This is a genomic window from Gottfriedia sp. NPDC058432 (assembly GCF_042721555.1).
Classification (GTDB): domain Bacteria; phylum Bacillota; class Bacilli; order Bacillales; family Bacillaceae_G; genus Gottfriedia.
On record NZ_JBHXLC010000007.1, the window covers coordinates 62,079 to 83,428 of the forward strand.

A 21,350-nucleotide genomic window follows, 5' to 3' on the forward strand; every position below is an offset into this window, starting at 1 on the left:
TAATCATTTTTTCATGCAGTAAACTATTTTTCACTAAATTTAATTTAACCTAGTAGAAGGAGCGCATCGAAATGAAGATTAGAAATAAGAAAATGCTAAATGTAATGGTAACAAGTGTATTAACGACAAGCTTTATTACATCTTATTTATTGCCTCAAAAAAAATCTTATGCAACTTCGAACTCTGTAGAATCAATCTTAAAGAGACTGACAGATGAGCAAAGACAATCGATTAAGCGTTTAACTCCTCAAGAAGGCTTTGTGATCGACCCTAGTTTATTATCTTTAAAAGATAAAACTGCAAATATAGTTGTTGAGCTAAAAACTTCGCCAATTGAAAATGATCAAAATGGAACATTAAAAGAGATCTCTAAAGGTAAGAAAGAAAAAATTAAAGGTGAACAAGAGTTCTTTAAAAAACGATTAACGGAATTATGGAGTAAGAAAAATGAAAAAGTGGAAGTAAATCAACAAACAAAGGAAAAAACAAATCAATTTTATATCAAACAATCATTTAAAAATGTATTTAATGGAGTGGCTATGACTATTCCGACAGATCAAATTAATTTGCTTCTTCAAACCGGTGTTGTGAAACGAGTATGGAAGGATAACAAAGTTAGTGTACCAATCAATGAGCTTTCTGTTAATGAATCTACAAAAAACAAAAGTGTTCCACCAGCTTTACCCCTTTTGGGTGTAGATCGTTTACATAACGAGGATATAAAAGGACAAGGGATTAAAGTAGGAGTTCTTGATACGGGTATTGATTACAATCATCCAGATTTAAAGGATGCTTATAAAGGTGGTTATGATTTTGTAGATAATGACTCGGACCCAATGGAGTCTACACCTGCAGATCTTGCTGCTTCCGGTGAACCAGCAGAAATTAATGGTCGTTCATTTGTTACCGAGCATGGGACGCATGTTGCAGGTACGATTGCATCAAATCCACGAAATAACGTTGATTATGCGATGACCGGAGTTGCACCAAATGTTGATTTATATGCATATCGTGTTTTAGGTCATTACGGTTCAGGATATGATTCTTGGATTATTGCTGGTATAGAAAAGGCTGTAGAAGATGGCATGGATGTGATTAATCTTTCTTTAGGAAACAGTAATAATTATTCTTTAGATGCTACAGCAGTAGCGATTAATAATGCAGCTTTGCAAGGAGTAGTTCCCGTTGTAGCTGGAGGTAACGCAGGCCCAACGCCAGGGTCACTAGGATCTCCAGGTTCATCTCCTTTAGCAATTACTGTTGGGGCAAGCGATGTTCCTACAGATATACCAACTGTACAGACGAGTATTGGGAATGTTTCAGTTAAAAATGAGTTAATGGCACACGGATTAGGTAAAGATTATTTAAGTATTATTGATAAAGAATTGAAGGTAGTAGATGTCGGATTTGGTGCCGAAGAGGATTATGCAAATAAAGACGTAAGTGGCAAGGTGGCGTTAATATCACGTGGTACTTTATCTTTTGATGAAAAAATTCGCCGTGCTCATGAAAAAGGAGCAGTAGCGGTGTTAATTTATAACAATATAGAAGAAGAGATTCCTTTCTTCTTAGGTGAAAACTTTGGCTATGTACCAACCTTTAAAATGAGTCAAGAGGAAGGGAAAAGTATTGTTGATGAACTTAATAAGAATCCGGATGTTAAATTAAAAATGACAGATTTACAGTCAAATATGACATCTGGTGACGTATTAGCAGGCTTTAGTTCTAGAGGACCTGCAAGTAATAATTTTGATATTAAACCAGATGTTGTGGCACCGGGGGTTTCTATTTTCTCAACTGTACCAGAATATATTAATAATCCCGGGGAAGGAACGGATTACTCAACTAGTTACGCGAGCATGGATGGAACTTCGATGGCTACACCACATGTTGCGGGTGTCGCAGCATTATTACTACAATCTCATCCGGAATATTCTGTTGCCGATGTAAAAGCCGCACTTATGAATACAGCGGATCCATTAAAAGGAAGAACATATCATGTAAACGAAGTTGGAGCTGGACGAGTAGATGCTTATGAGGCAGTTCATAACATGACTTTAGTAGAAGTTCAAAATAAAACGTACACATTAGATGAAAATGGATTTAAAAAGCAAATCGATGATGTATCAGGTTCATTACCTTTCGGAAGTATTACACAAACAAGCGAGGAACAAAATCGAACAACATCCATTAGTATTAAAAATTTAAGTAAAAATAGTGAAACATATCATACCAAAGTAGAATTTTTAACAATCGATGATGTTTCAAAGGATGCTAGTAAAAATGGAGTAAAACTCGAATTGCCTTCTAATGTAACTGTTAATGGAAATGAAAATGTTAATATAGACGCCAAAGTAACAATTCCAAAATCTGCTGAGTTTGGCATATACGAAGGATATATTTATGTAGAAAATGAATCAAAAACACAGGAGTACCAAATACCATTCCACGTGAGGTATACGACAAGTGGCTTTGCAAAAGTTGATTTCTTTAAGAATGCAATTACAAGTGACTTAAGTAACTTCCATCCTGATATACTACCTTTTACACCAGTTACAATAAGATTAAATAGTGAAATGAAAAAAATCGATGTTGTTGTTAGCGATACATCTGGGAAACCAATCGGCTTGTATGGTACTTTCGATTTAGATGGCGCAAATGTTGATACAGACTACTTAATCATGTACGGTTTTTCAGGTGATGTAAAATTATTTACAGGTGACCCAAATAAGCCGTTATCACTAGAATATGAAACATTAGATGAGGGCAAATATATTGTTTCTTATATTGGTACAGATGCAGATGGAAAAACCTATAAAGTAGACAATGATATGGTAATTGATAATACACCGCCAAAAGTAGTATTTGATAAAAAGACAGGCATTAATGAAATTTCCGATGCAGATTTAACAACCGAAACAAACCCAATGGATGGTAAAGATTACAAAGCTTACTGGGTTCATGGAAATGTATACGACGATACAATTGATTATCTACAGAGTAGAGGACATGATCTAACTCAGGAAGCAAATTCAGTTTATGCTTATCAGGACTCTTCATGGCCGACAGCACAATTTTTCCCAACTAAAAATGGAGACTTCAAATTTGGTGTATTACCAGAAGAGTATGCAAATTACCCTACGAACATAGCAATTTATACTTATGATTATGCAACTGCAGGAAATCCGATTTTCCCAGATTTTACGATTATTAATAAAGGTGATCGATATTCAACAATTAATACAAAGTCTAAAGAAGTTACTCTAGGTTCGGAGTTTACAAGTACATTTACGGTCCACAATGCAAAAGATTTAACAAGTGCTAACGCGACAATAAATATTCCAAATTATTACAAAGTTATGAGTGTAAACCAATCGAAGCAATTAGATGAGTTAATGAAGAAAAATAATTGGAGTGTTCGCATTGGAAAACCACAAGTAACAGAGGATACATGGTCAAATATTACAACATTTTCAATTGATATTAAGGATAAAAAGACGAATTTACCAGTAAAAATTAATGGGAATATTGATTTATTAGATATTAATTTAAAAGTTGTGAGCGACCTTAACTATATGAGGGAGAGCGGATTTTATTATCAAGAATCAACTTATCAGACGAATGAAGGAAATAAAGTTACGTTACCCACATATGCAAATCACTTTAAATTCATAGCTCAACATTCAGTATTAGAAGGATATTTCCACGGTGAGGCAGTTAACTTTTATAACTACGATTTAGATTATTCTAAGTTAGGTGTAAAAGCATATGTTGTGGACAAAAAAGGTAAACGATATAAAGCGGATATTTCAGAAAATGGCTATATGACAATCTTTGATATTCCGGCAACAGAGGATGATTATACACTCGTAGTTAATATTCCAGGACACTATCAATATAGTAGAAAAATTAAATTAGGTAAATTAATAGATGGTAAAGTCCAAGGGATCGATTATATCGCTTATACTGATACTGCAGCGGCAGGAGACATTAATGGAGATAATGTGATCGACATTTATGATGCTAAGCTTATTGCAAATAAAGCTAAGGAAACTGGCGATCAGTTGAAGGAAGATCTAAATAAGGATGGAGTTGTTGATATACTGGACTTCAATTATGTTGAAAAGAACTTTATGACAACAAATCCATTTTTCCCTACATCTATTAAACCAGTTGAAAAAGCAGGTAAATTAACGTTAGAAGAATTAAAAAAGAAATTTAACTAAAGTGCAAGATTAAGTGATATTTCGATAAAAAGCCACCAGGAATGATCCTTGTGGCTTTTCTCTGTAATAAAGAGTTTATTTGACAGTTTAGTATGATGAAGCCATACTCACCGTTCCCTTCTAAATAACGTTTTACAACAATTAATTTCTCATCACTTGTAAATTTAGTCAAAAAAATGCACCTCCAAATGTTAGACTGTGTCTAACATTTGTGGTGCACTTCAAATTTATCTTGTGGTCTTTTATCATGTATCTAGATCAATCGATGTTACTTCCAAGATTCAATTGCATTTATTAGTAATGACGCAAATACTTTTGCACCATTCGGTTTTAAATGAACACCATCTGGAGAAAAATATGAATTATGATTGGCGCTAGCACTATACCAGTCTACAACTCTAGTATTTGGGTATTTACTTGAGCCTTCCCTTAAAGTTTTATTAACAAACGATTCCCAAGGTCTTGGTACTCGCGTATTAACAAATAAAATTTTTCGATCTTTTCCAATTAACTCTATAAGAGAAGACATTTGTTTTACGGTAAACGGACCGTTTGTACCTAGCTCTATGACAACAGTATTCCCAAGCGAATTTGTGCTTTTTGCTTGTTGAATAATTGCAGATGCTTCAGTAAATTGTCTTCCAATTTTAGCATTTACCGAAAGAGATGGATATGTTTTTTTAAGTTCAGGAATTGAATTAATAACGATAGAATCTCCTATAATAAATACACTATTATTTGAAACTACCGGCTTATTTGTTTCAACAGGTTTATTATTATTATTATTTGGAGTTTGATTGTTATTTACACCTGGCTTAGGATCTTCATTTGTTTGACCATTATTATTTTGCTTACTTGAATTGTCAGCAACTGGCTTTTGATCTTTATTTTCTGTTTTTACTTCATTATTTACTGTTTTTTCGACATCATTTTTCTGAATTGGTTTAGTTACCTTTTTATCGTGATCAACTATAGTTGTTGAAGGAGGTTTTTTAGTATCGTTTTTAACAGTTTCAGATGATTGCTTTGATACGGATTGAACTGATTCAACTTCTGAGCTTGCTTTTACATCATTGGCATCAGGAAGAACAGATAGTCCAAAGCTTGCGATACCAGATAATAAAATAAACGTGCTTATGATAACAATATGTTTATAAAAGAATTCTTTTAAATTAATATTTCCTGCTAGGAAGTTCTTCCAAAGTATGCCTAGTTTACCTTTTCTAATTGGATCTTCGATATAGCGATAGGATAGTGCTGCAAGAACAAATATTAAAGTAATTTGACAAATAGCTCTAAAGAGTGAAATATCGCCAGTGTTAACCTTAGGGGATAATAAAATAATTACAGGGTACTGCCATAAATAGATTCCATATGAACGTAATCCGATCCATTTCAATGGTCTCATTGCTAGGAATCTACCAATCTTACTTGTAGGGTGAGCGAGTGCTGCGATTAGCATTGCAGCAGAAATAGACAATAGGAACATTCCTCCGCGATAAAGGAAACTATCATATTGATTTGTTTTACCGACCATAAGTAGAAAAATAAGTAAACCCGTAATCCCAACTAGATCAATTAAAATCTTTCCAGAGGTTGTAACATTATTTGTAAGTTTTCGGCTAGGCCATACTAATGCTAATGAAGCTCCTATTAATAAAGAAAAAGCTCTCGTATCAGTACCGTAATAGACCCTACTAGGATCACTACCCGGATGGAATAATATAGCCATCAGTAATGCAGAAACGATTGCACCAACAAATGTATACAAAAATAGGCGATCTTTATTTTTAATATATTTTAAGCCTAATAAAGTAAGAATTGGCCAAATAATATAAAATTGCTCTTCAACTGCTAACGACCAAAAATGATTTAATATTGATGGATTTGCATAAGACTCAAAGTACGAAAGATGATGGAAAATATACCACCAATTACTGTAATAAAATATTGCAGCTACTGAATCTTGTTTTAAATTTCCGATCATTGATGATTTGAATAATGAAACAAATGCAATGACTATTAGTAGTAAGGTGAACATTCCCGGTAAAAGTCTTTTGGCGCGACGGTACCAAAAACTTTTTAAGTCGATCCTTTGATTTGTACTCCACTCGGCAATTAATAAATCAGTAATTAAATAACCTGAAAGTACAAAGAAAACTGTTACTCCTAGGAATCCGCCAGAAGCCCATGAAAAATTTAAGTGATATGCAATGACCGATAAAACTGCTAAAGCTCTAAGCCCGTCTAATCCAGCCATATAACGAAACTGTTTATTTTTATTAGACATAATAATAGCCTCTTCGTTTAAACACCTCATAAACGATTTCTTTTTCGAATAAATGTTGGGCTCTTATAAAATTTAATTTCTTAACCGTCTGAACCGCGAAGTTCATTGCTAATTTCCCCTTCCCCTAATTTAACTATTTATGTCAGCCTTCTTTATATATTTGGCTTTTTCTTTAATATTTTTGTTTTTCTTAAGAGAGCCAAATCTAATAAATTAAAAGTGGCTCTTTTATTCGTTTAATTAAAAGTTATCTAATATAATGATGTCCAACTAAAACTTTTGAAATAACGTCAGTTGGAATCGTAAATTCAACAACACCCATATAACCTGGGGCAACTTCATATTTATCAAATGAAATAACAAGCTTATGATCTTTATTTATATAAAAATTTTGATTCTCTTTAATGCTTACGAAAGGATCAATTGAATAGTCAAGATTTGCCTCAGGTATCCAGTATACCTTACTTTCATCCTTTTTCATTTGATCTTTCATTTGTTCTTTAATGTTTTCGCTAATTATTTTTACATATGATTTATCTTTAAAAAGAATAGGTAAAGACAATAAAATTTCCTTTTTCTTGTCAATTGTGTCAAATTTCATAGTTGTTGAAGAGGAAGCAGCAGTATTAACAACATATCTTTCAATGGACAATATGTCCTCATTATCTGTTTTAACCTCATAACCACTATCAATTCCTAAGTGTGCACCAGAATCTTTTTTTACAGATTCTGTTTCTTTCATAAACTGATCATATAGCTTCTTATTTTCGTCTAAGTATTTTTTGTTCAAGCTTTGCTCTAAATCTTTATTTTTTAAATTATTAACCGCAGGGACTTTTAAATCTGCCTTATAGGTTGGCTCGTCTACAGTATATTCAGTAAAAGTTAGCACTTTAGCAACATTTCCAAGTATTGGAACATTTGATAATGTCTTTGCAAAAGTCGAACTAGTATTTATTGATAAAACAAATAGTGCTGCAGTAAAAAAACCTGTAATTGACTTTAGAGGGAATCTTTTACGTATGGAACGTTTAATTGCTTTTTTAACAATAATGTCCAAATTATCAGGGATAGGGACATTTTTATAGTCCGATCTTAATTTTTCTAATTTTTTATCCAACTAATTGGCCTCCCAAAAATAAATTCATTTCATTTTAATCCGGAGTATTTCTAAAGCTTTATATAAACGAGTTTTTATTGTATTTGGACTCTCCTGTAAAATTTCAGCAACTTCTTCAATCTTTAAGTCTTCGAAATACCTGAGGACAATTACAGCCCGATATTTAGTTGGTAAAGATTCTAATGATCTTTCTAAATCAATATCTGTATAATTATCATCCTGTCCTGAAGAATATAACTCAATTGTTTCTTCATCCATTACAGTTACTTTTTTTTGTTTTCTTAAAAAATCTAATGATGTATTTACTACAATTCTATAAAACCAACTTTTTAAAGATTGTTCATTTTTTAATTTATCTTTTGAGGAAATGGCTTTATGAATAGAATCTTGTAATATATCCACCGCATCTTCTGAATTTTTAACGTAGCTATAAGCTAACCGATAAAAATCGTCTTTATTATTAATAATAAAATCTACAAGTTCCTTTTCTAAGTTAGATTTCCCCTTCATTTAAAGAGCTCCTTTTTTGAGATACGTATCTAAGAAGGTACACATTATAAAAGACGTATACCTATTCGAAAAAGTTTTATAAAAAGTAAAAATAAATTTAGGAAATTTTTACTAAAAATCATCCACACAGTTTAATGGAAATTTGGCCTAAGTTAGTAGTATACAGATGGCATACCTATTCGTAAACAAACTATAGACAATTAATCAAAAAAAAAGAGCAATGAGTACTTTGTTCCAATCAACAGGCGTTTTAAAGCATAAAAAGAAACAAAATAAAAAAAGCAAGAATTTTAAAATTTTGCTCTTTAATAGTCGGTTTATTTGAAATTGCTGATAGTACAAATGAATCAAATGGTTAAAATAGCTATTTATTTACATATTGAGATTATAGAAATATGTGTCAGCAAACTGTACTAATCTTACTATTTTAGTTGGAGGATATATGATAAAAGAACACTATAGTTTTAACCCATTTCCAAAAATAAACACGAACCGATTAGTTTTAAGACAAATGAATATTGAAGATCAATATGAAATATTTGCATTACGTTCAAATAAAAAAGTGTCTCAATATATTAACAGACCGATTGCAAAAGAAGTTGATGAAGCACTTCAATATATAAAAATGATTAATGAAGGAATTGAACGTAATGATTGGGTTCTTTGGGGAATTACTTTTAAAGAAAGTAATCAATTAATTGGTACAATATGCTTGTGGAATTTTTCGGTCGAGCAAAAAAAAGGGGAAGTTGGATATGAACTTTCACCAGAGCTTCAAGGAAAAGGAATCATGCAAGAGGCAGTAAAAGCAGTGTTAGCATATGGATTTAGTACACTTGAATTACAAGTCATTGAAGGAATTGTTCAGTCAGAAAATCAAAAATCAATCCAAATTTTAGAGAGAAATGAATTTATTAATAAAGGCTTAGTAATTAGGGAATCGACTAATGAAGAAGACATACATTCATGCATTTTTGAGTTAACGAAAGAAAGATATTTCGCTAAATAGAGTCGGATGGAACTTTTATTTCTTTATGAAATAAAGGATTTTAAAGTTTAAACAAACGTTTGAATAAAAAAATAGTCGCTAATAGCGACTATTTTTTTTAATTTAAACTTACAATTTTTAAATTTTTTGATTGAAGAAATTCAATAATTTGTGGTAAAGCATCTAAAGAAGGTTTAGTTTCGTGAAGTAGAATGATACTTCCAGATTCAGTGTGGCTTTTAACGTAATTTATTATTGTATTTGTATTGCGGTTCTTCCAGTCCTCAGTATCTTTATCCCATAAAACCATTTTAAATTGATGTTTTTGCATTAATTCAATAGTTGCTTGATTTTTTGCGCCATATGGTGGTCTAAAGAGGGTTGTTTCTTGTTTTGTAATATTTTTTATTAAGTTATTTGTTCTAACCAGATCATCTTCTTGATTTTTATAAGATAGTTTTATGAAGTCATCGTGGTGCATGGAGTGGCTTCCAACTGAGTACCCGTTAGAATATGCATATTGTACATTTTCAGGATATCTTACAACGTTATCTCCGATGTAGAAAAAAGTACCGCCAACTTTATATTTTTTTAAAACATTTACTATTTCCTTCGAATACTTTGAGGGACCGTCATCAAAAGTAATGGCTACACTACCTTGTGGGATACTATAGTTAACTACATTGTTTAATTTTACAGTCGGATAAATTGATTGAACAGGTTTATTAGGTTCTTGCTTAATTGCATATCTAACATCTGGTTCATTTGTGTGCACATTCGGTTGAGATACGTTTTTAATAGCAGTTTTATTTGGATCTTGTTTATCCTGATTAGGTTTTATTTGTTTCTCTGGAGTTTTTATCGTTTGTGCCTTTGAAACACTTTCAGCTTTTGCTGGTTTTTTTCCGCAAAATAAAGATTCTGATTTACAAGTTTGACTCTTATAAGCTATTAAACTAATCGATAGAATACTAATAGCAGCAACAGTAAGCCAACCATAAAGTTTATATCGTTTCGAATTAGCCTTTTCTTTTTTGGAACTGGATCGACTAATTGATAAATAAGGTAGATCAATTAAAATCCTAAGATCCTTCATATTTTTTATGGAATGAAGTTGAAGATGGAACTCTTCTGAACACGAAAAGTAGATTTTTTCACTCTCATTATTGTTTGATTTAGTTACAAAACTAGTAAACTGATTTTTATCCTCTTCCCAAGTACTACATAAAGAAAGGCTAAACTTATAGTTTTCATCAAAAATAATTTTTGATTTCATAAGATTGGCCGTTTCGTTGTCAATTTCCCAATGAAGTTCTATTTCTTGATTAAATAATAGTTTAATATGCAAAAAGGATTTTTCGAATTTTTGTTCGATTGATAAAAGCTCAATAAGTTTTTCATTGTAAATTGACATAACTTCCCCCTATCTTATAAAGAAATCACCCATTTGCGTTTATTTTAAGACATTTAAGACTGACCTAAATAGATATCTTTTGTCATGATTATTTCTACTGTCTACCTTAAAATATATTAGTCTATAAGGAAAATAATAAGTAAAGATTTTCCCTATTGAGAACAGGTTTTTTATTTACATTAAAATATGTCGAATATTAAATTTACCTTACAATTTAATTGTAAAGTACTGTAAGAAATTGTCAATTGAAGATTTGAAATTAGTCCCTTTGGAATAAAAGAATATGGTTGAAAAGGATAGAAAGTACTGTTTAATAAATTTTAACCAATTGAAATGACGTCTCGTTAGGAAGAAAGTACCTTTAAGACGCTTTTTTTTGTAAATTATGAGTTCAAACATCGTAAGAGGTCTTTTGAGGCATCCTTATTTATTAAATATGTAAGTACAAACAACTTGAGTTATTGTTTAGTAAAATTGACATTTTGCAAACAATAACATATTATGTTTGTAAATGAATAAACATTTTATAAAATTGTTTAGTAAATAATAAACAAAAAAGGGTTGTGTTTGTTAAATGGAAAATTTAGACGTTTTTTGGAATGCCGATATAGAAGAATTAAAACAAGGATATATCGAAGAGGAAAATCATTATTTATGTTTACTCTGTAATAAAAGAATTGAAAAAGGAATTATTTATCAAGATTCAGGAACTTTATATGAAGCCGAAAAATACATGAAAGTTCATATAGAACAAAGTCATGACTCCGTTTTCGATTATTTAATCCAACTTGATAAAAAGTTAACAGGATTAACAGAACATCAAAACCATCTTTTACGTCTTTTTTATCAAGGTAAGAGTGATACAGATATTCAAAAAGAAACGGGTGTCGGTAGCGCCTCTACGATTAGGAATCATCGCTTTGTTTTAAAGGAAAAAGAAAGACAAGCAAAATTATTTCTTGTCATGATGGAGCTTTTAAAGGAAAAGGATCAACATGCGCCAAGTTTTTTACCACTTCATAAAACAGCAAAAATGGTCGATGAGCGCTATAACATTACTGAGGATGAAATGGAAAAAAACTTAAAAAAATACTTTCCAGAAGGCATAAATGGGCCTTTGAAAAAATTTCCATTGAAGGAAAAACAAAAGCTTGTTGTTCTGAGAGAAATCGTTAAAAGATTTTCGCCAAATAAGACATATACAGAAAAAGAAATAAATGAAGTACTGACAGCTATTTATCCTGATTATGTCGTATTAAGAAGATACTTAGTTGAATATGGCTATATAGATCGAAAGTCGGATGGAAGTAGTTATTGGTTAAAAGCTTAGTAAAAGAAAGGTTGGTAAAAATGAGTAGAAAAAAACAATTAAAAATGCAATATAAAGAAACGAAAGTGCAAGCAGGTATTTATCAAATTAAAAACATAGTAAATCAAAAAATATTTATAGTAAGCACTAAAAATTTAAAAACGATTAATGGAAAGAAATTTGAATTAGAGGCAGGGTCTTGTACAAATAAAATTCTTCAACAAGAATGGAATGAATATGGTAAAGAGTCATTCGTATTTGAGGAATTAGAAATTTTAAAGGAAGAAGACATTAGTCCATTAGGTATTAAGGGAGATCTAAAGAGACTCGAGGAAAAATGGTTAGAAAAACTTCAACCTTATGGTGAAAGAGGATATAACTCAGACAGTAGCAAGGGTGATCAAACTTGATTACATCAGAGATTAATCCTCAGGAGCAAAAAAAAGTAAAATTTACTTTATTACGCCCTATGATTATGTTTCTAATTCCATTACTTTTAAGTAATATTATGCAGTCAATCGGTCAGGTTATTAGCATGATTATAGTAGGAAAATGGTTAGGGGAAAATGCTTTAGCTGCAATTTCAGCTTTCTTTCCAATATTTTTCTTCTTAGTATCATTTATTATTGGAATTGGTTCTGGTAGTTCAATTTTAATCGGTCAGGCACATGGTGCAAAGCTTGAAGAAAGAGTAAAAGCTATTGTTGGTACGACTCTTACATTTACTCTTTTCCTCGCTGTAGTGCTTGCGATAATCGGTAATATTTTTATTGAAAAACTTTTGAGATTAATAGGAACTCCTGAAAATATACTTCATGTTAGTACCCATTATGCTTCCATTTTATTTTGGTCGATTCCCGTGCTATTTATCTATATGGTTTATACAACTTTAATGAGAGGTATTGGGGACTCGAAAACACCGTTTTATTTTCTTTTATTAAGTACAGTTTTAAATGTTGCACTTTTACCACCATTAGTATTTGGTTGGGTAGGCATACCGAAACTAGGAATTTATGGGGCAGCTTATGCATCAATAGGTTCAACGGTTTTAACATGTATAGTTCTATTCATATACTTACACAAAACGAATCATCCTCTACGAATTGATGCTTCAGTGAGAAATTATTTGAAGATGGATCCTGAACTTTTAAAACTAATATTAAAATTAGGTATTCCAACGAGTATTAATATGGTTTTTCTTTCGATTTCAGAGATTGCCGTTATTTCTTTTGTTAATCAATATGGATCAGATGCGACTGCATCCTATGGGGTAGTAAATCAGCTAATAAGTTATGTTCAAATGCCATCAATTTGTATTGGAATCGCAGTATCAATTTTTGCCGCTCAGTCAATAGGAGCAAATCAGGTTGATCGATTAAACCAAGTTATTAAAATAGGATTATTCCTTAACTATGTGTTAGGTGGCGTAGTAGTATTACTCACTTATCTTTTCTCAAAGCCTATTCTAAACTTATTTCTAACGAATGATAGTACTGTACAAATAGCGAATAGTTTATTGATGATTACTTTATGGGGATATTTAATACTCGGACATTCATTTATTTTATCATCTACAATGCGTGCTAGTGGAGCAGTACTGTGGCCAACGCTCATGAGTATATTCGTAATATGGTGTATTGAAGTGCCTGTAGCCTATCTTTTATCTCATTACACGAGTCTTGGAATGAAAGGAATTTGGGTAGGATATCCGGCAGCTTTTATAGTTGGTCTCGGATTAAACTATTTATATTATAAATTTTCATGGAGAAAGAAACGTATAGTCCGTTTAGTAAATTAAATTTAATTTCTTAAGAAGGTTGATAAGCGATTGCAATTAGCCTAAAAAATCAAAGAAACATTGTCTAAACACTACAACCACAAGGTTATCCTTGTGGTTTTTGTTTTACCATTCACTTTGTTTGGACTTAAGATTCCCCGTATACCTTTATTGTTATAGGAACATACTTTTATAGATACAAATAAAAATGCAATTTTACTGATTGTGTTCATAAAAACGTAACATTATCGGTCATTTGATTAGAATAATTAATTCCATTGGACAATAAGATATTACATTATAGGGGGGATTTCGGATGGACTTGGATAATGTCACACTCAGTAGATTACTAACAAGTATGACACTAATATTTCACATTATTTTTGCAACAATTGGTGTAGGAATACCCTTAATGATCGCAATTGCAGAAGGGTTAGGAATCTTAAAAAAGGATCCACATTACACGCTTATGGCAAGAAGATGGGCCAGAGGTTACACAATTACCGTTGCAGTGGGAGTAGTAACTGGTACTTGTATTGGGCTACAACTATCCTTATTATGGCCGAGCTTTATGAGAATTGCGGGTCAAGCAATTAGTTTTCCATTGTTTATGGAAACATTCGCTTTCTTTTTTGAAGCGATATTCCTAGGGATCTATTTATATACTTGGGATCGTTTTAAAAAACCTATTTATCATTGGTTGATCATTTTACCTGTAATATTAGGCTCAACTTTGTCGGCATTTTTTATCACTACGGTAAATGCATTTATGAATACGCCACAAGGATTTACTTTGAAAAATGGAATAATTAAAACCGTCGATCCAATTGCAGCAATGTTTAATCCAGCTGCTCCTTCTAAAACTTTACATGTAATTGTTACTGCATATGTCGCATCTGCTCTTATATTAACTTCAATCGCCGCTATTCAATTATTAAGAGGAAAGAATACGGAGTACACACGAAAAGGGCTTCGATTAGCAGCAACACTAGGATTAATTTTTGCCATTTTAACAGGTATTACAGGAGATGTTTCAGCAAAATTCCTAGCTAGATACCAACCGGAAAAACTAGCAGCAATTGAATGGCATTTTGAGACAGAAAGAGGGGCAGATTTTGTCTTATTCGGAACGCTAGATGATAAAACACATGAAGTAAAATATGAAATTCGAATTCCTAAACTGCTGAGCTTTTTATCTTTCTCAGATTTTAATGCACCAGTAACTGGATTAAATGAATTTCCAAAAGATGAGTGGCCACCTTTGTTCATACATTATTTATTTGATATAAAGATGACCTTTGTTGGCTTAATTATATCGATGACCTTCATATTTGTTGTGTTTTCTATTAAGAAGAAAAATTGGATGCATAATAAGTGGCTTTTACGTGGACTAGCGCTGACTGGACCATTAGCGATGATTAATATCGAACTTGGATGGATGATTGCCGAAATTGGCCGCCAACCATGGATATTAAGAGGATATATGAAGGTTTCAGAAGGAGCCACAACTGCCAAAGGACTAGGCGGTATGTTTTGGTTATTTTTTGTATTGTATGTATTTTTAGGAGTCTTTTGTACAATTGTTATTCGAAAAATGTTCATTCATAATCCACCCGAAGATGAACTTAAATATCGTTTAAAAAAATAGGCTCTGTTTAAAATTCTATCAAAGCTTGAAAGAGTATTACTGGAATTTGAACAAAGCTAATGAATAGGAGGGTGAGCATTGAATATTGAGTTATTAGGAATAGTCGTTTTATGGATATTTCTATATGGATATATCATCATTGCATCAATTGACTTCGGTGCTGGATTCTTTGCTTATTTTGGAAAAGTAACGAAAAAAGATCACTTAATAAACAATTTAATTAGTAGATATTTATCTCCTGTTTGGGAAATAACGAATGTATTTTTTGTGTTTTTCTTTGTTGGCATTATAGGTTTCTTTCCTAGTGTTGCATTTTACTATGGAACGGCCCTTTTAATTCCAGGAAGTATTTCACTAGTCCTATTAGCCATTAGAGGCTCGTTTTATGCCTTTTCTAACTATGGTTCCAAGGAAAACAAAGTATATTTATTCTTATATGGAGCGACTGGCCTGCTGATCCCCGCTTCACTTTGTACGGTTCTGACCATTTCGGGAGGAGGGTATATAGTCGAAAAAAACGGAGTCATTCAATTTTTAGCTAAAAATTTATTAACAAGTATATACTCGTGGAGTGTTGTAATCATTGCTATCATCTCAGTTTTATATATTAGCGCGACATTTTTAACCTATTACGCAAGTAAAGCGAAGGATGAAAGTGCCCTAGAAATTTTAAGACAATATGCTTTATTTTGGACTGTGCCAACGATCTTATCAAGCTTTCTTGTATTTGTAGGATTAAGAGATAACAATGTTAGATTTTATGAAAATATAGTTAATCATTATTGGTGGATGTTTTTATTATCACTAATTTGTTTTCTAATAGCATCATCATTAATTTTGCTAAAACGAAATTACGGAACCGCCTTTATATTTGTTATGCTCCAATTTTTCTTCGCATTTTTCGGCTATGGAGCAGCGCACATGCCATATATATTAGATCCATTTATTACGATCTACAATGGATACACGAATCAAACATCCGGTACTATGCTAGTAACTGTATTTGTCTTAGGGTTACTACTGTTAGTTCCATCGCTATTGTTTTTATTTAAACTATTTTTATTTGATGCCGAATATGTTCAAGGTAAAAAGTAAAGTGGGGGAGATGAAATGCACTCTTCTAATAAACATGAAAAGCGGCTGGTGCTTTTATGTTTTATTGTAGCTTTAATAATGGGATTATCTTTTATTAGTAAGTTTTTTCATTGAATAATGTGTAGAGGGAGGCGCCAATAATATTGTGGCGTCTTTTTTTAATATGACTTTAGTTATATAGGCTGGAACTGAATTAAGGATGAGATTGCATATAAATTGTACGAAACTGCAAATAAACTGATGGAGCTGTAGTAAGGCGGTGGGGGTGCATATAAATCAGTTGGAACTGCAAATAAATTGATGGATCTGCAATTAAAAAAGTCATAACTGCAATTAAATTAAGTGAACCTGTAATTAAAAAAGTCAATACTGCAAATAAAAAAGGTGAATCTGCAATTAACATGCTAAATTCACCTGAAATTCCGTTCATATTATTTAGTTTTATAGAAAAAAGGGTAAATTTAAGCCTAGTTTCCGCTAAAATCACGCACTTTCTAAAACTTTTCCTTCTTTTACAAGCAGCGTACGAGTCGAAACATTACTTGCAAATTCCATATCATGCGTAATGACAAGGATGCTCATTCCGTCTTTTGCTAATTTTTTCATAATCTCAGCAATTCCGTTCGTTAGTTCAGGATCTAGTGCTGAAGTAGGTTCATCAAAGCAAAGAATTTTTGGCTGAAGTGCACACGCTCTAGCAATCGCTACACGTTGCTGTTGACCGCCTGATAATTCATCTGGTAATGAATTTGCTTTGTCACTTAGGCCAACTTGTTCTAACAAATCCATGGCTCTCTTTGTAGCTTCTTCTTTATTCATACTTAGTACTAAAATTGGAGCTTCAATAATGTTTTCAATTACTGTTTTGTGAGGAAATAAATTATAGTTTTGAAAAACGAGTCCAACGTTTTTTCTTACTTTTAAAAGATCTTTTTTAGATTTAATCATTTGGCCATCAATTTCAATTGATCCGCCATCGAAGCTTTCTAAACCATTAATACAACGAAGAATAGTCGTTTTACCAGCTCCTGATTGTCCTAATAGAGTAACGATTTCTCCTTTATTAACTTCAAAAGAGACTTCATTTAATACGGTTTGTTTATTAAATTGTTTAGTTAAGTTATTTACTTTTAACATTTTAAGTCTCTCCTTATTTATAATATGAATATCGATTTTCTAATCGTTTAAATAAATTAGTTAATATTGCTGTTAGTAGTAGATAAATAATACCAACAAAAACAAGAGGAAGTAGAGATGCGCTAGTATTAGATGCTATTTTTGCTACTCGAAGCATATCATCAAGTCCAACTACATATACAAGAGCTGAATCTTTTACTAGAGTAATTACTTCGTTTGAAACAGGAGGTAAAACTTTTTTAGTCATTTGAGGCAGAATAATTCTTTTAAATGTTTGACTGCGACTCAAGCCTAAAACCTCTGCTGCTTCATATTGGCCTTTATCAACTGATTGGATACCAGCTCTGAATATTTCCCCAAAATAAGCTGCGTAATTAAGTACAAATGCAATAATAACTGTTGTAAAACGGTCAAAGACAATTCCGACTAATGGTAAACCAAAAAAGATAAAGATTAATTGTAAAAGTAGAGGTGTACCACGCATTAATAAAATATAAGAACTAATAATTGATTTGATTGCTGTAATATTCGAAAGTCTACCAAGTGCAATGATGATTCCAAGTGGAATTGCTAACGCTAGAGTTATTAAGAAAACCTCTAGCGTTATTTTTAATCCATCAAGCATGGAAGGTAATAAAGATGTAATTTGATCCATGATCGTAAGCTCCTTTTTATTTCAATGTACCGAACCATTTTTTATAAATTTTGTCGTAAGTACCATCTTTTTTCATGGCACCAATTTGTTTGTTAATTTTTTTTAGTAAAGCAGTGTCATCTTTTCTAACGCCAACTCCATACTCTTCTTCACCAAAGTTATCTTTTAAAATTTTGTATTTGTTTTGGCCTCGTTTGTTCATGTAATATCTAGCTAATGTTTCATCTGCTACAACTACATCAACACGTTTTGATTCTAAGTCCATTAAAGCTTGGTTGTTATTTTCATATAATACAGGTTTACTACCGTTAAACGAATTTACTAATTTTTTATCTTTATTAACTGCATCTAAAGAACTTGATCCTTCTTGAATCCCAACATTTTTACCTTTTAAATCTGCTTTTGTTTTTATATTTGTATTTGCTAGGGTGATAATAACTTGTCTATTTTTTAAATATGCATCTGAGAAATTTACTTTTTTCTTACGCTCATCTGTAATTGAATAGCCGTTCCAAATTGCATCAATATTTCCTGATTTTAATTCAGTCTCTTTCATTGACCAATCAATTGGTTGGAAAGTTACTTTCATGTTTTCACGTTTAAATACTTCTTTTGCTAAATCAATATCAAAACCTACAACTTTACCTTTATCATCTTTAAAACCCATTGGAACAAAAGTATCATCTAATCCAACGACTACTTCGTTTGCATTTCGTTTTTCTTTTCCACAACCAGTTACTACTAATATTGAAATCATACAAATGATCATTGCTGACATTAATTTTTTATTCATTTTACTCTCTCCCTTAAAATTTTCTTGAAAAACAAAAAACTCCCGCCCTCTAGCTATATGAATAGCTAGAGGACGGGAGTAATACTCACGTGGTTCCACCTCTATTTTATTGATACCTCACGATACCAACCTCTTCAAGTGCAGCAATTAAGCTATACTCTAGCACGATAACGGGTGCAGGGAATCCGGAAACAGTCTACTACCAAAAAGGGGTTCGGTGCTCAGCTCAGAGATGTGTTCAAAATATTGTCTTACGCCCCTCGCACCAACCGGGAACTCTCTGTTTAAGAACTTAATACTTTTACTATTTCTCATCAATGCTTTTAAATTTAATTTTCAAATATGTTAAATACTGCAGTTTTTTTAAATTCAAACTAGTTTGTTTTGCGATGAACAAATAATATTACAGATTACAAACAACTGTCAACAAATTTTATTTTAAAAATCTTTGATTTTGTCAAAACTTGGGTTGGAAATTTCTCGGGAAATATGGAAAAATGTCGAATGAATGCTGATAAAACTGATTGGGATTGTAAAATATTATCAATTCACAAAAATAACATATACTTTATAAAATTCGATTGAAAAGTATGATAAATTTTAATTAAGAGCGAGCGGGAAATCATTCGTGCTTGGCAACTAAATGAGCAGAGATGGTTTTATCTGAGTAAATCAAAGAAGTAGTCCATGCGGAGCAAAAGCATAGGAAAGAACGAGTGCTCTAACACTCGTTCTAGGTAATTGAATAAGCTGAGATGGTTTTATCTAGTTATATCATAAGAAGTAGCCCATGCCAGGTCAAAGCATAGGGGCTATTCTTTTTTGTAGCGTTAATAATACTAACTATCAATTGGATCAATGTAAAGACAAAGGTCATTGTGATGATAATTTCTATATATTTAACAAAAAATTCATGCGCTCAAAGTATATCTAAAGAATCGTATGATATAATAAACATATATTAAAAAAGAACGAGTGCTATAGCACTCATTCTAGGTAATTGAATAAGCTGAGATGGTTTTATCTAGTTATATCATAAGAAGTAGCCCATGCCCGGTCAAAGCATAGGGGCTATTTCTTTTTTGTTGCGTTAATAATACTAACTACTAATTGAATCAATGCAACGACAAAGGTCATTGCGATGAAGATTAGAGTAAGTATTTCAAGTGTTTGCATTGGCATCACCACCTTTCTACAAAAATGCGTAGAAAAGAAGATAAAACCAATTCCCCTATGCTATTCAATTGCCTAGTTTTATTATAATAAAATAACTATAATCAAACTGTAGTTGTAATTATAAAATTTAAACAATTTCATGAAGTTTTAGAATGATTACAATTCTGTTCGGTTGGTAAAAATTGAACAGAGTGTTGAAATATTAATATCTTAAAAATTATTGTATGATAGGATTGTAGTTTTTTTAGAGCGAAATCTGTGGATATAGATAAATTAAAGTAGGAGAGTAGAATGAGAAAATTTAAGAAAGTTTATATAGAAATTACAAATATATGTAATTTGAAGTGTAATTTTTGTCCGAGCCCAACGTTGGAGAGACCGTTGAAGTTTTTGGACGAGAAAGCATTTACTCATGTTGTAAATTCGGTTAAACCTTATACGGATCATATTTATTTTCACTTGATGGGTGAGCCGTTTTTAAATACAAAGCTTGGTAGATTTTTGGATATTAGTCACGAAAATGGTTTGAAGGTTAACTTAACAACGAATGGTACGTTAATTAATAAAGTAAAGGATTTATTAATTGAATCTAAAGGTTTAAGACAAATCAATTTTTCACTTCATAGTTTTGAGGCGAATGATTTAACGAAGGATTTGCACGATTACGTTGAAAATATTACGAATTTCATTAATGAAGCGAATGAAAAAAGCGATATGATTTGTGCAATTAGGCTTTGGAATATGGATAGTGAAGAGTTAAGAGCAAGTAATTCATTGAATATTGATATATTAAATTTACTTGAAGAAAAACTAAACTTAGACTTTTCTTTAAGTGAGAGACTTCAAGAAACACATAATATTAAACTGCGCGATAAAATTTATTTAAATATGGCTGAAAAGTTCCAATGGCCTGATATGGGTAACGATATCATCGACGAAAATGTATTCTGCTATGGTTTAAGAGATCAAATCGGAGTATTAGTAGATGGAACGGTTGTACCATGTTGTTTAGATAGTGAAGGTAAGATTCCATTAGGGAATATTTATGAGACATCACTAGAAGATATTTTAAATTCTGAACGTGCAAGAGCGATTTATGATGGCTTCTCAAGACGATGTGCAGTGGAAGAATTATGCAAAAGATGCGGTTATGCAAAACGACATAAAAAGTAATTTTTGGTAAAAAGCGCTTTCTTTTTAAAAGAAAGTGCT

At 31.8% G+C, this 21,350-nt stretch carries 18 protein-coding genes and 1 other annotated feature; of the genes, 8 read left to right on the forward strand and 10 right to left on the reverse strand.

The features are described from left to right. Window positions 1-71 precede the first annotated feature (71 nt). Window positions 72-4,226, forward strand: coding sequence for a S8 family serine peptidase (locus ACFWM3_RS09070; RefSeq protein ID WP_390311125.1), 4,155 nt, complete (start codon window positions 72-74; stop codon window positions 4,224-4,226). Here ACFWM3_RS09070 and ACFWM3_RS09075 read toward each other — a convergent pair. The 4 genes from ACFWM3_RS09075 to ACFWM3_RS09090 form a co-directional block, all read right to left on the reverse strand. Further along, window positions 4,219-4,398, reverse strand: coding sequence for a hypothetical protein (locus tag ACFWM3_RS09075; RefSeq protein WP_390311126.1), 180 nt, complete (start codon window positions 4,396-4,398; stop codon window positions 4,219-4,221). The genes ACFWM3_RS09070 and ACFWM3_RS09075 overlap by 8 nt on opposite strands. Window positions 4,399-4,494: 96 nt before the next feature. After that, entirely contained in the window at window positions 4,495-6,516 is a 2,022-nt protein-coding gene (locus ACFWM3_RS09080; RefSeq protein ID WP_390311127.1) for an acyltransferase family protein, read from the reverse strand. Between the two features lie 247 nt (window positions 6,517-6,763). After that, entirely contained in the window at window positions 6,764-7,636 is an 873-nt protein-coding gene (gene rsiV, locus ACFWM3_RS09085; protein WP_390311128.1) for an anti-sigma-V factor RsiV, read from the reverse strand. A 24-nt stretch (window positions 7,637-7,660) separates the two neighbouring features. Next, entirely contained in the window at window positions 7,661-8,146 is a 486-nt protein-coding gene (locus tag ACFWM3_RS09090) for an RNA polymerase sigma factor SigV (protein ID WP_029715399.1), read from the reverse strand. A gap of 442 nt (window positions 8,147-8,588) precedes the next feature. Between ACFWM3_RS09090 and ACFWM3_RS09095 the strand changes: the two genes are divergently transcribed. Beyond that, complete coding sequence (locus ACFWM3_RS09095) at window positions 8,589-9,155, forward strand: GNAT family N-acetyltransferase (protein ID WP_390311129.1); 567 nt, start codon at window positions 8,589-8,591, stop codon at window positions 9,153-9,155. Between the two features lie 97 nt (window positions 9,156-9,252). On the opposite strand, the gene ACFWM3_RS09100 is transcribed toward ACFWM3_RS09095, so the two are convergent. After that, the gene (locus ACFWM3_RS09100; RefSeq protein WP_056476305.1) at window positions 9,253-10,548 is read right to left on the reverse strand and encodes a polysaccharide deacetylase family protein; all 1,296 of its coding nucleotides are present in this window, start codon (window positions 10,546-10,548) and stop codon (window positions 9,253-9,255) included. A gap of 574 nt (window positions 10,549-11,122) precedes the next feature. Here ACFWM3_RS09100 and ACFWM3_RS09105 point away from each other — a divergent pair. The 5 genes from ACFWM3_RS09105 to ACFWM3_RS09125 all read left to right on the forward strand — a co-directional run bounded on the left by ACFWM3_RS09105 (window position 11,123) and on the right by ACFWM3_RS09125 (window position 16,377). Beyond that, window positions 11,123-11,878 carry a DUF2087 domain-containing protein gene (locus tag ACFWM3_RS09105; RefSeq protein ID WP_390311130.1) on the forward strand — a complete coding sequence of 252 codons (756 nt, stop codon included), beginning with the start codon at window positions 11,123-11,125 and terminating at the stop codon, window positions 11,876-11,878. 20 nt (window positions 11,879-11,898) lie between these two features. Continuing rightward, a complete protein-coding gene (locus ACFWM3_RS09110) occupies window positions 11,899-12,267 on the forward strand; it encodes a GIY-YIG nuclease family protein (RefSeq protein ID WP_390311131.1) in 369 nt (122 codons plus the stop codon). A 59-nt stretch (window positions 12,268-12,326) separates the two neighbouring features. Next, window positions 12,327-13,655: an MATE family efflux transporter gene (locus tag ACFWM3_RS09115; RefSeq protein WP_390311218.1), complete on the forward strand. Its 1,329-nt coding sequence runs from the start codon at window positions 12,327-12,329 to the stop codon at window positions 13,653-13,655. Between the two features lie 295 nt (window positions 13,656-13,950). Beyond that, window positions 13,951-15,282 carry a cytochrome ubiquinol oxidase subunit I gene (locus ACFWM3_RS09120; RefSeq protein WP_056476313.1) on the forward strand — a complete coding sequence of 444 codons (1,332 nt, stop codon included), beginning with the start codon at window positions 13,951-13,953 and terminating at the stop codon, window positions 15,280-15,282. A 78-nt stretch (window positions 15,283-15,360) separates the two neighbouring features. Then, on the forward strand, window positions 15,361-16,377 hold the full coding sequence (locus tag ACFWM3_RS09125; protein ID WP_390311132.1) for a cytochrome d ubiquinol oxidase subunit II: 1,017 nt from the start codon (window positions 15,361-15,363) through the stop codon (window positions 16,375-16,377). 193 nt (window positions 16,378-16,570) lie between these two features. On the opposite strand, the gene ACFWM3_RS09130 is transcribed toward ACFWM3_RS09125, so the two are convergent. From ACFWM3_RS09130 to ACFWM3_RS24990, 5 genes are all read right to left on the reverse strand, one after another. After that, window positions 16,571-16,780: a hypothetical protein gene (locus ACFWM3_RS09130; protein ID WP_390311133.1), complete on the reverse strand. Its 210-nt coding sequence runs from the start codon at window positions 16,778-16,780 to the stop codon at window positions 16,571-16,573. Window positions 16,781-16,860: 80 nt separating this feature from the next. Further along, window positions 16,861-17,514, reverse strand: a complete 654-nt coding sequence (locus ACFWM3_RS09135; RefSeq protein ID WP_056476318.1) for an amino acid ABC transporter ATP-binding protein — start codon at window positions 17,512-17,514, stop codon at window positions 16,861-16,863. Window positions 17,515-17,527: 13 nt separating this feature from the next. Continuing rightward, window positions 17,528-18,169, reverse strand: a complete 642-nt coding sequence (locus ACFWM3_RS09140) for an amino acid ABC transporter permease (protein ID WP_056476320.1) — start codon at window positions 18,167-18,169, stop codon at window positions 17,528-17,530. Window positions 18,170-18,185: 16 nt separating this feature from the next. Further along, window positions 18,186-18,962, reverse strand: coding sequence for an amino acid ABC transporter substrate-binding protein (locus tag ACFWM3_RS09145; RefSeq protein WP_390311134.1), 777 nt, complete (start codon window positions 18,960-18,962; stop codon window positions 18,186-18,188). A 65-nt stretch (window positions 18,963-19,027) separates the two neighbouring features. Further along, window positions 19,028-19,289: a binding site (T-box leader), on the reverse strand. A gap of 744 nt (window positions 19,290-20,033) precedes the next feature. Continuing rightward, window positions 20,034-20,138, reverse strand: coding sequence for a putative holin-like toxin (locus tag ACFWM3_RS24990; protein ID WP_483295410.1), 105 nt, complete (start codon window positions 20,136-20,138; stop codon window positions 20,034-20,036). Between the two features lie 291 nt (window positions 20,139-20,429). On the opposite strand from ACFWM3_RS24990, the gene ACFWM3_RS09150 reads away from it, so the two are divergent. Then, the gene (locus ACFWM3_RS09150; protein WP_335408653.1) at window positions 20,430-21,311 is read left to right on the forward strand and encodes a radical SAM/SPASM domain-containing protein; all 882 of its coding nucleotides are present in this window, start codon (window positions 20,430-20,432) and stop codon (window positions 21,309-21,311) included. The last annotated feature ends 39 nt before the right edge of the window (window positions 21,312-21,350 follow it).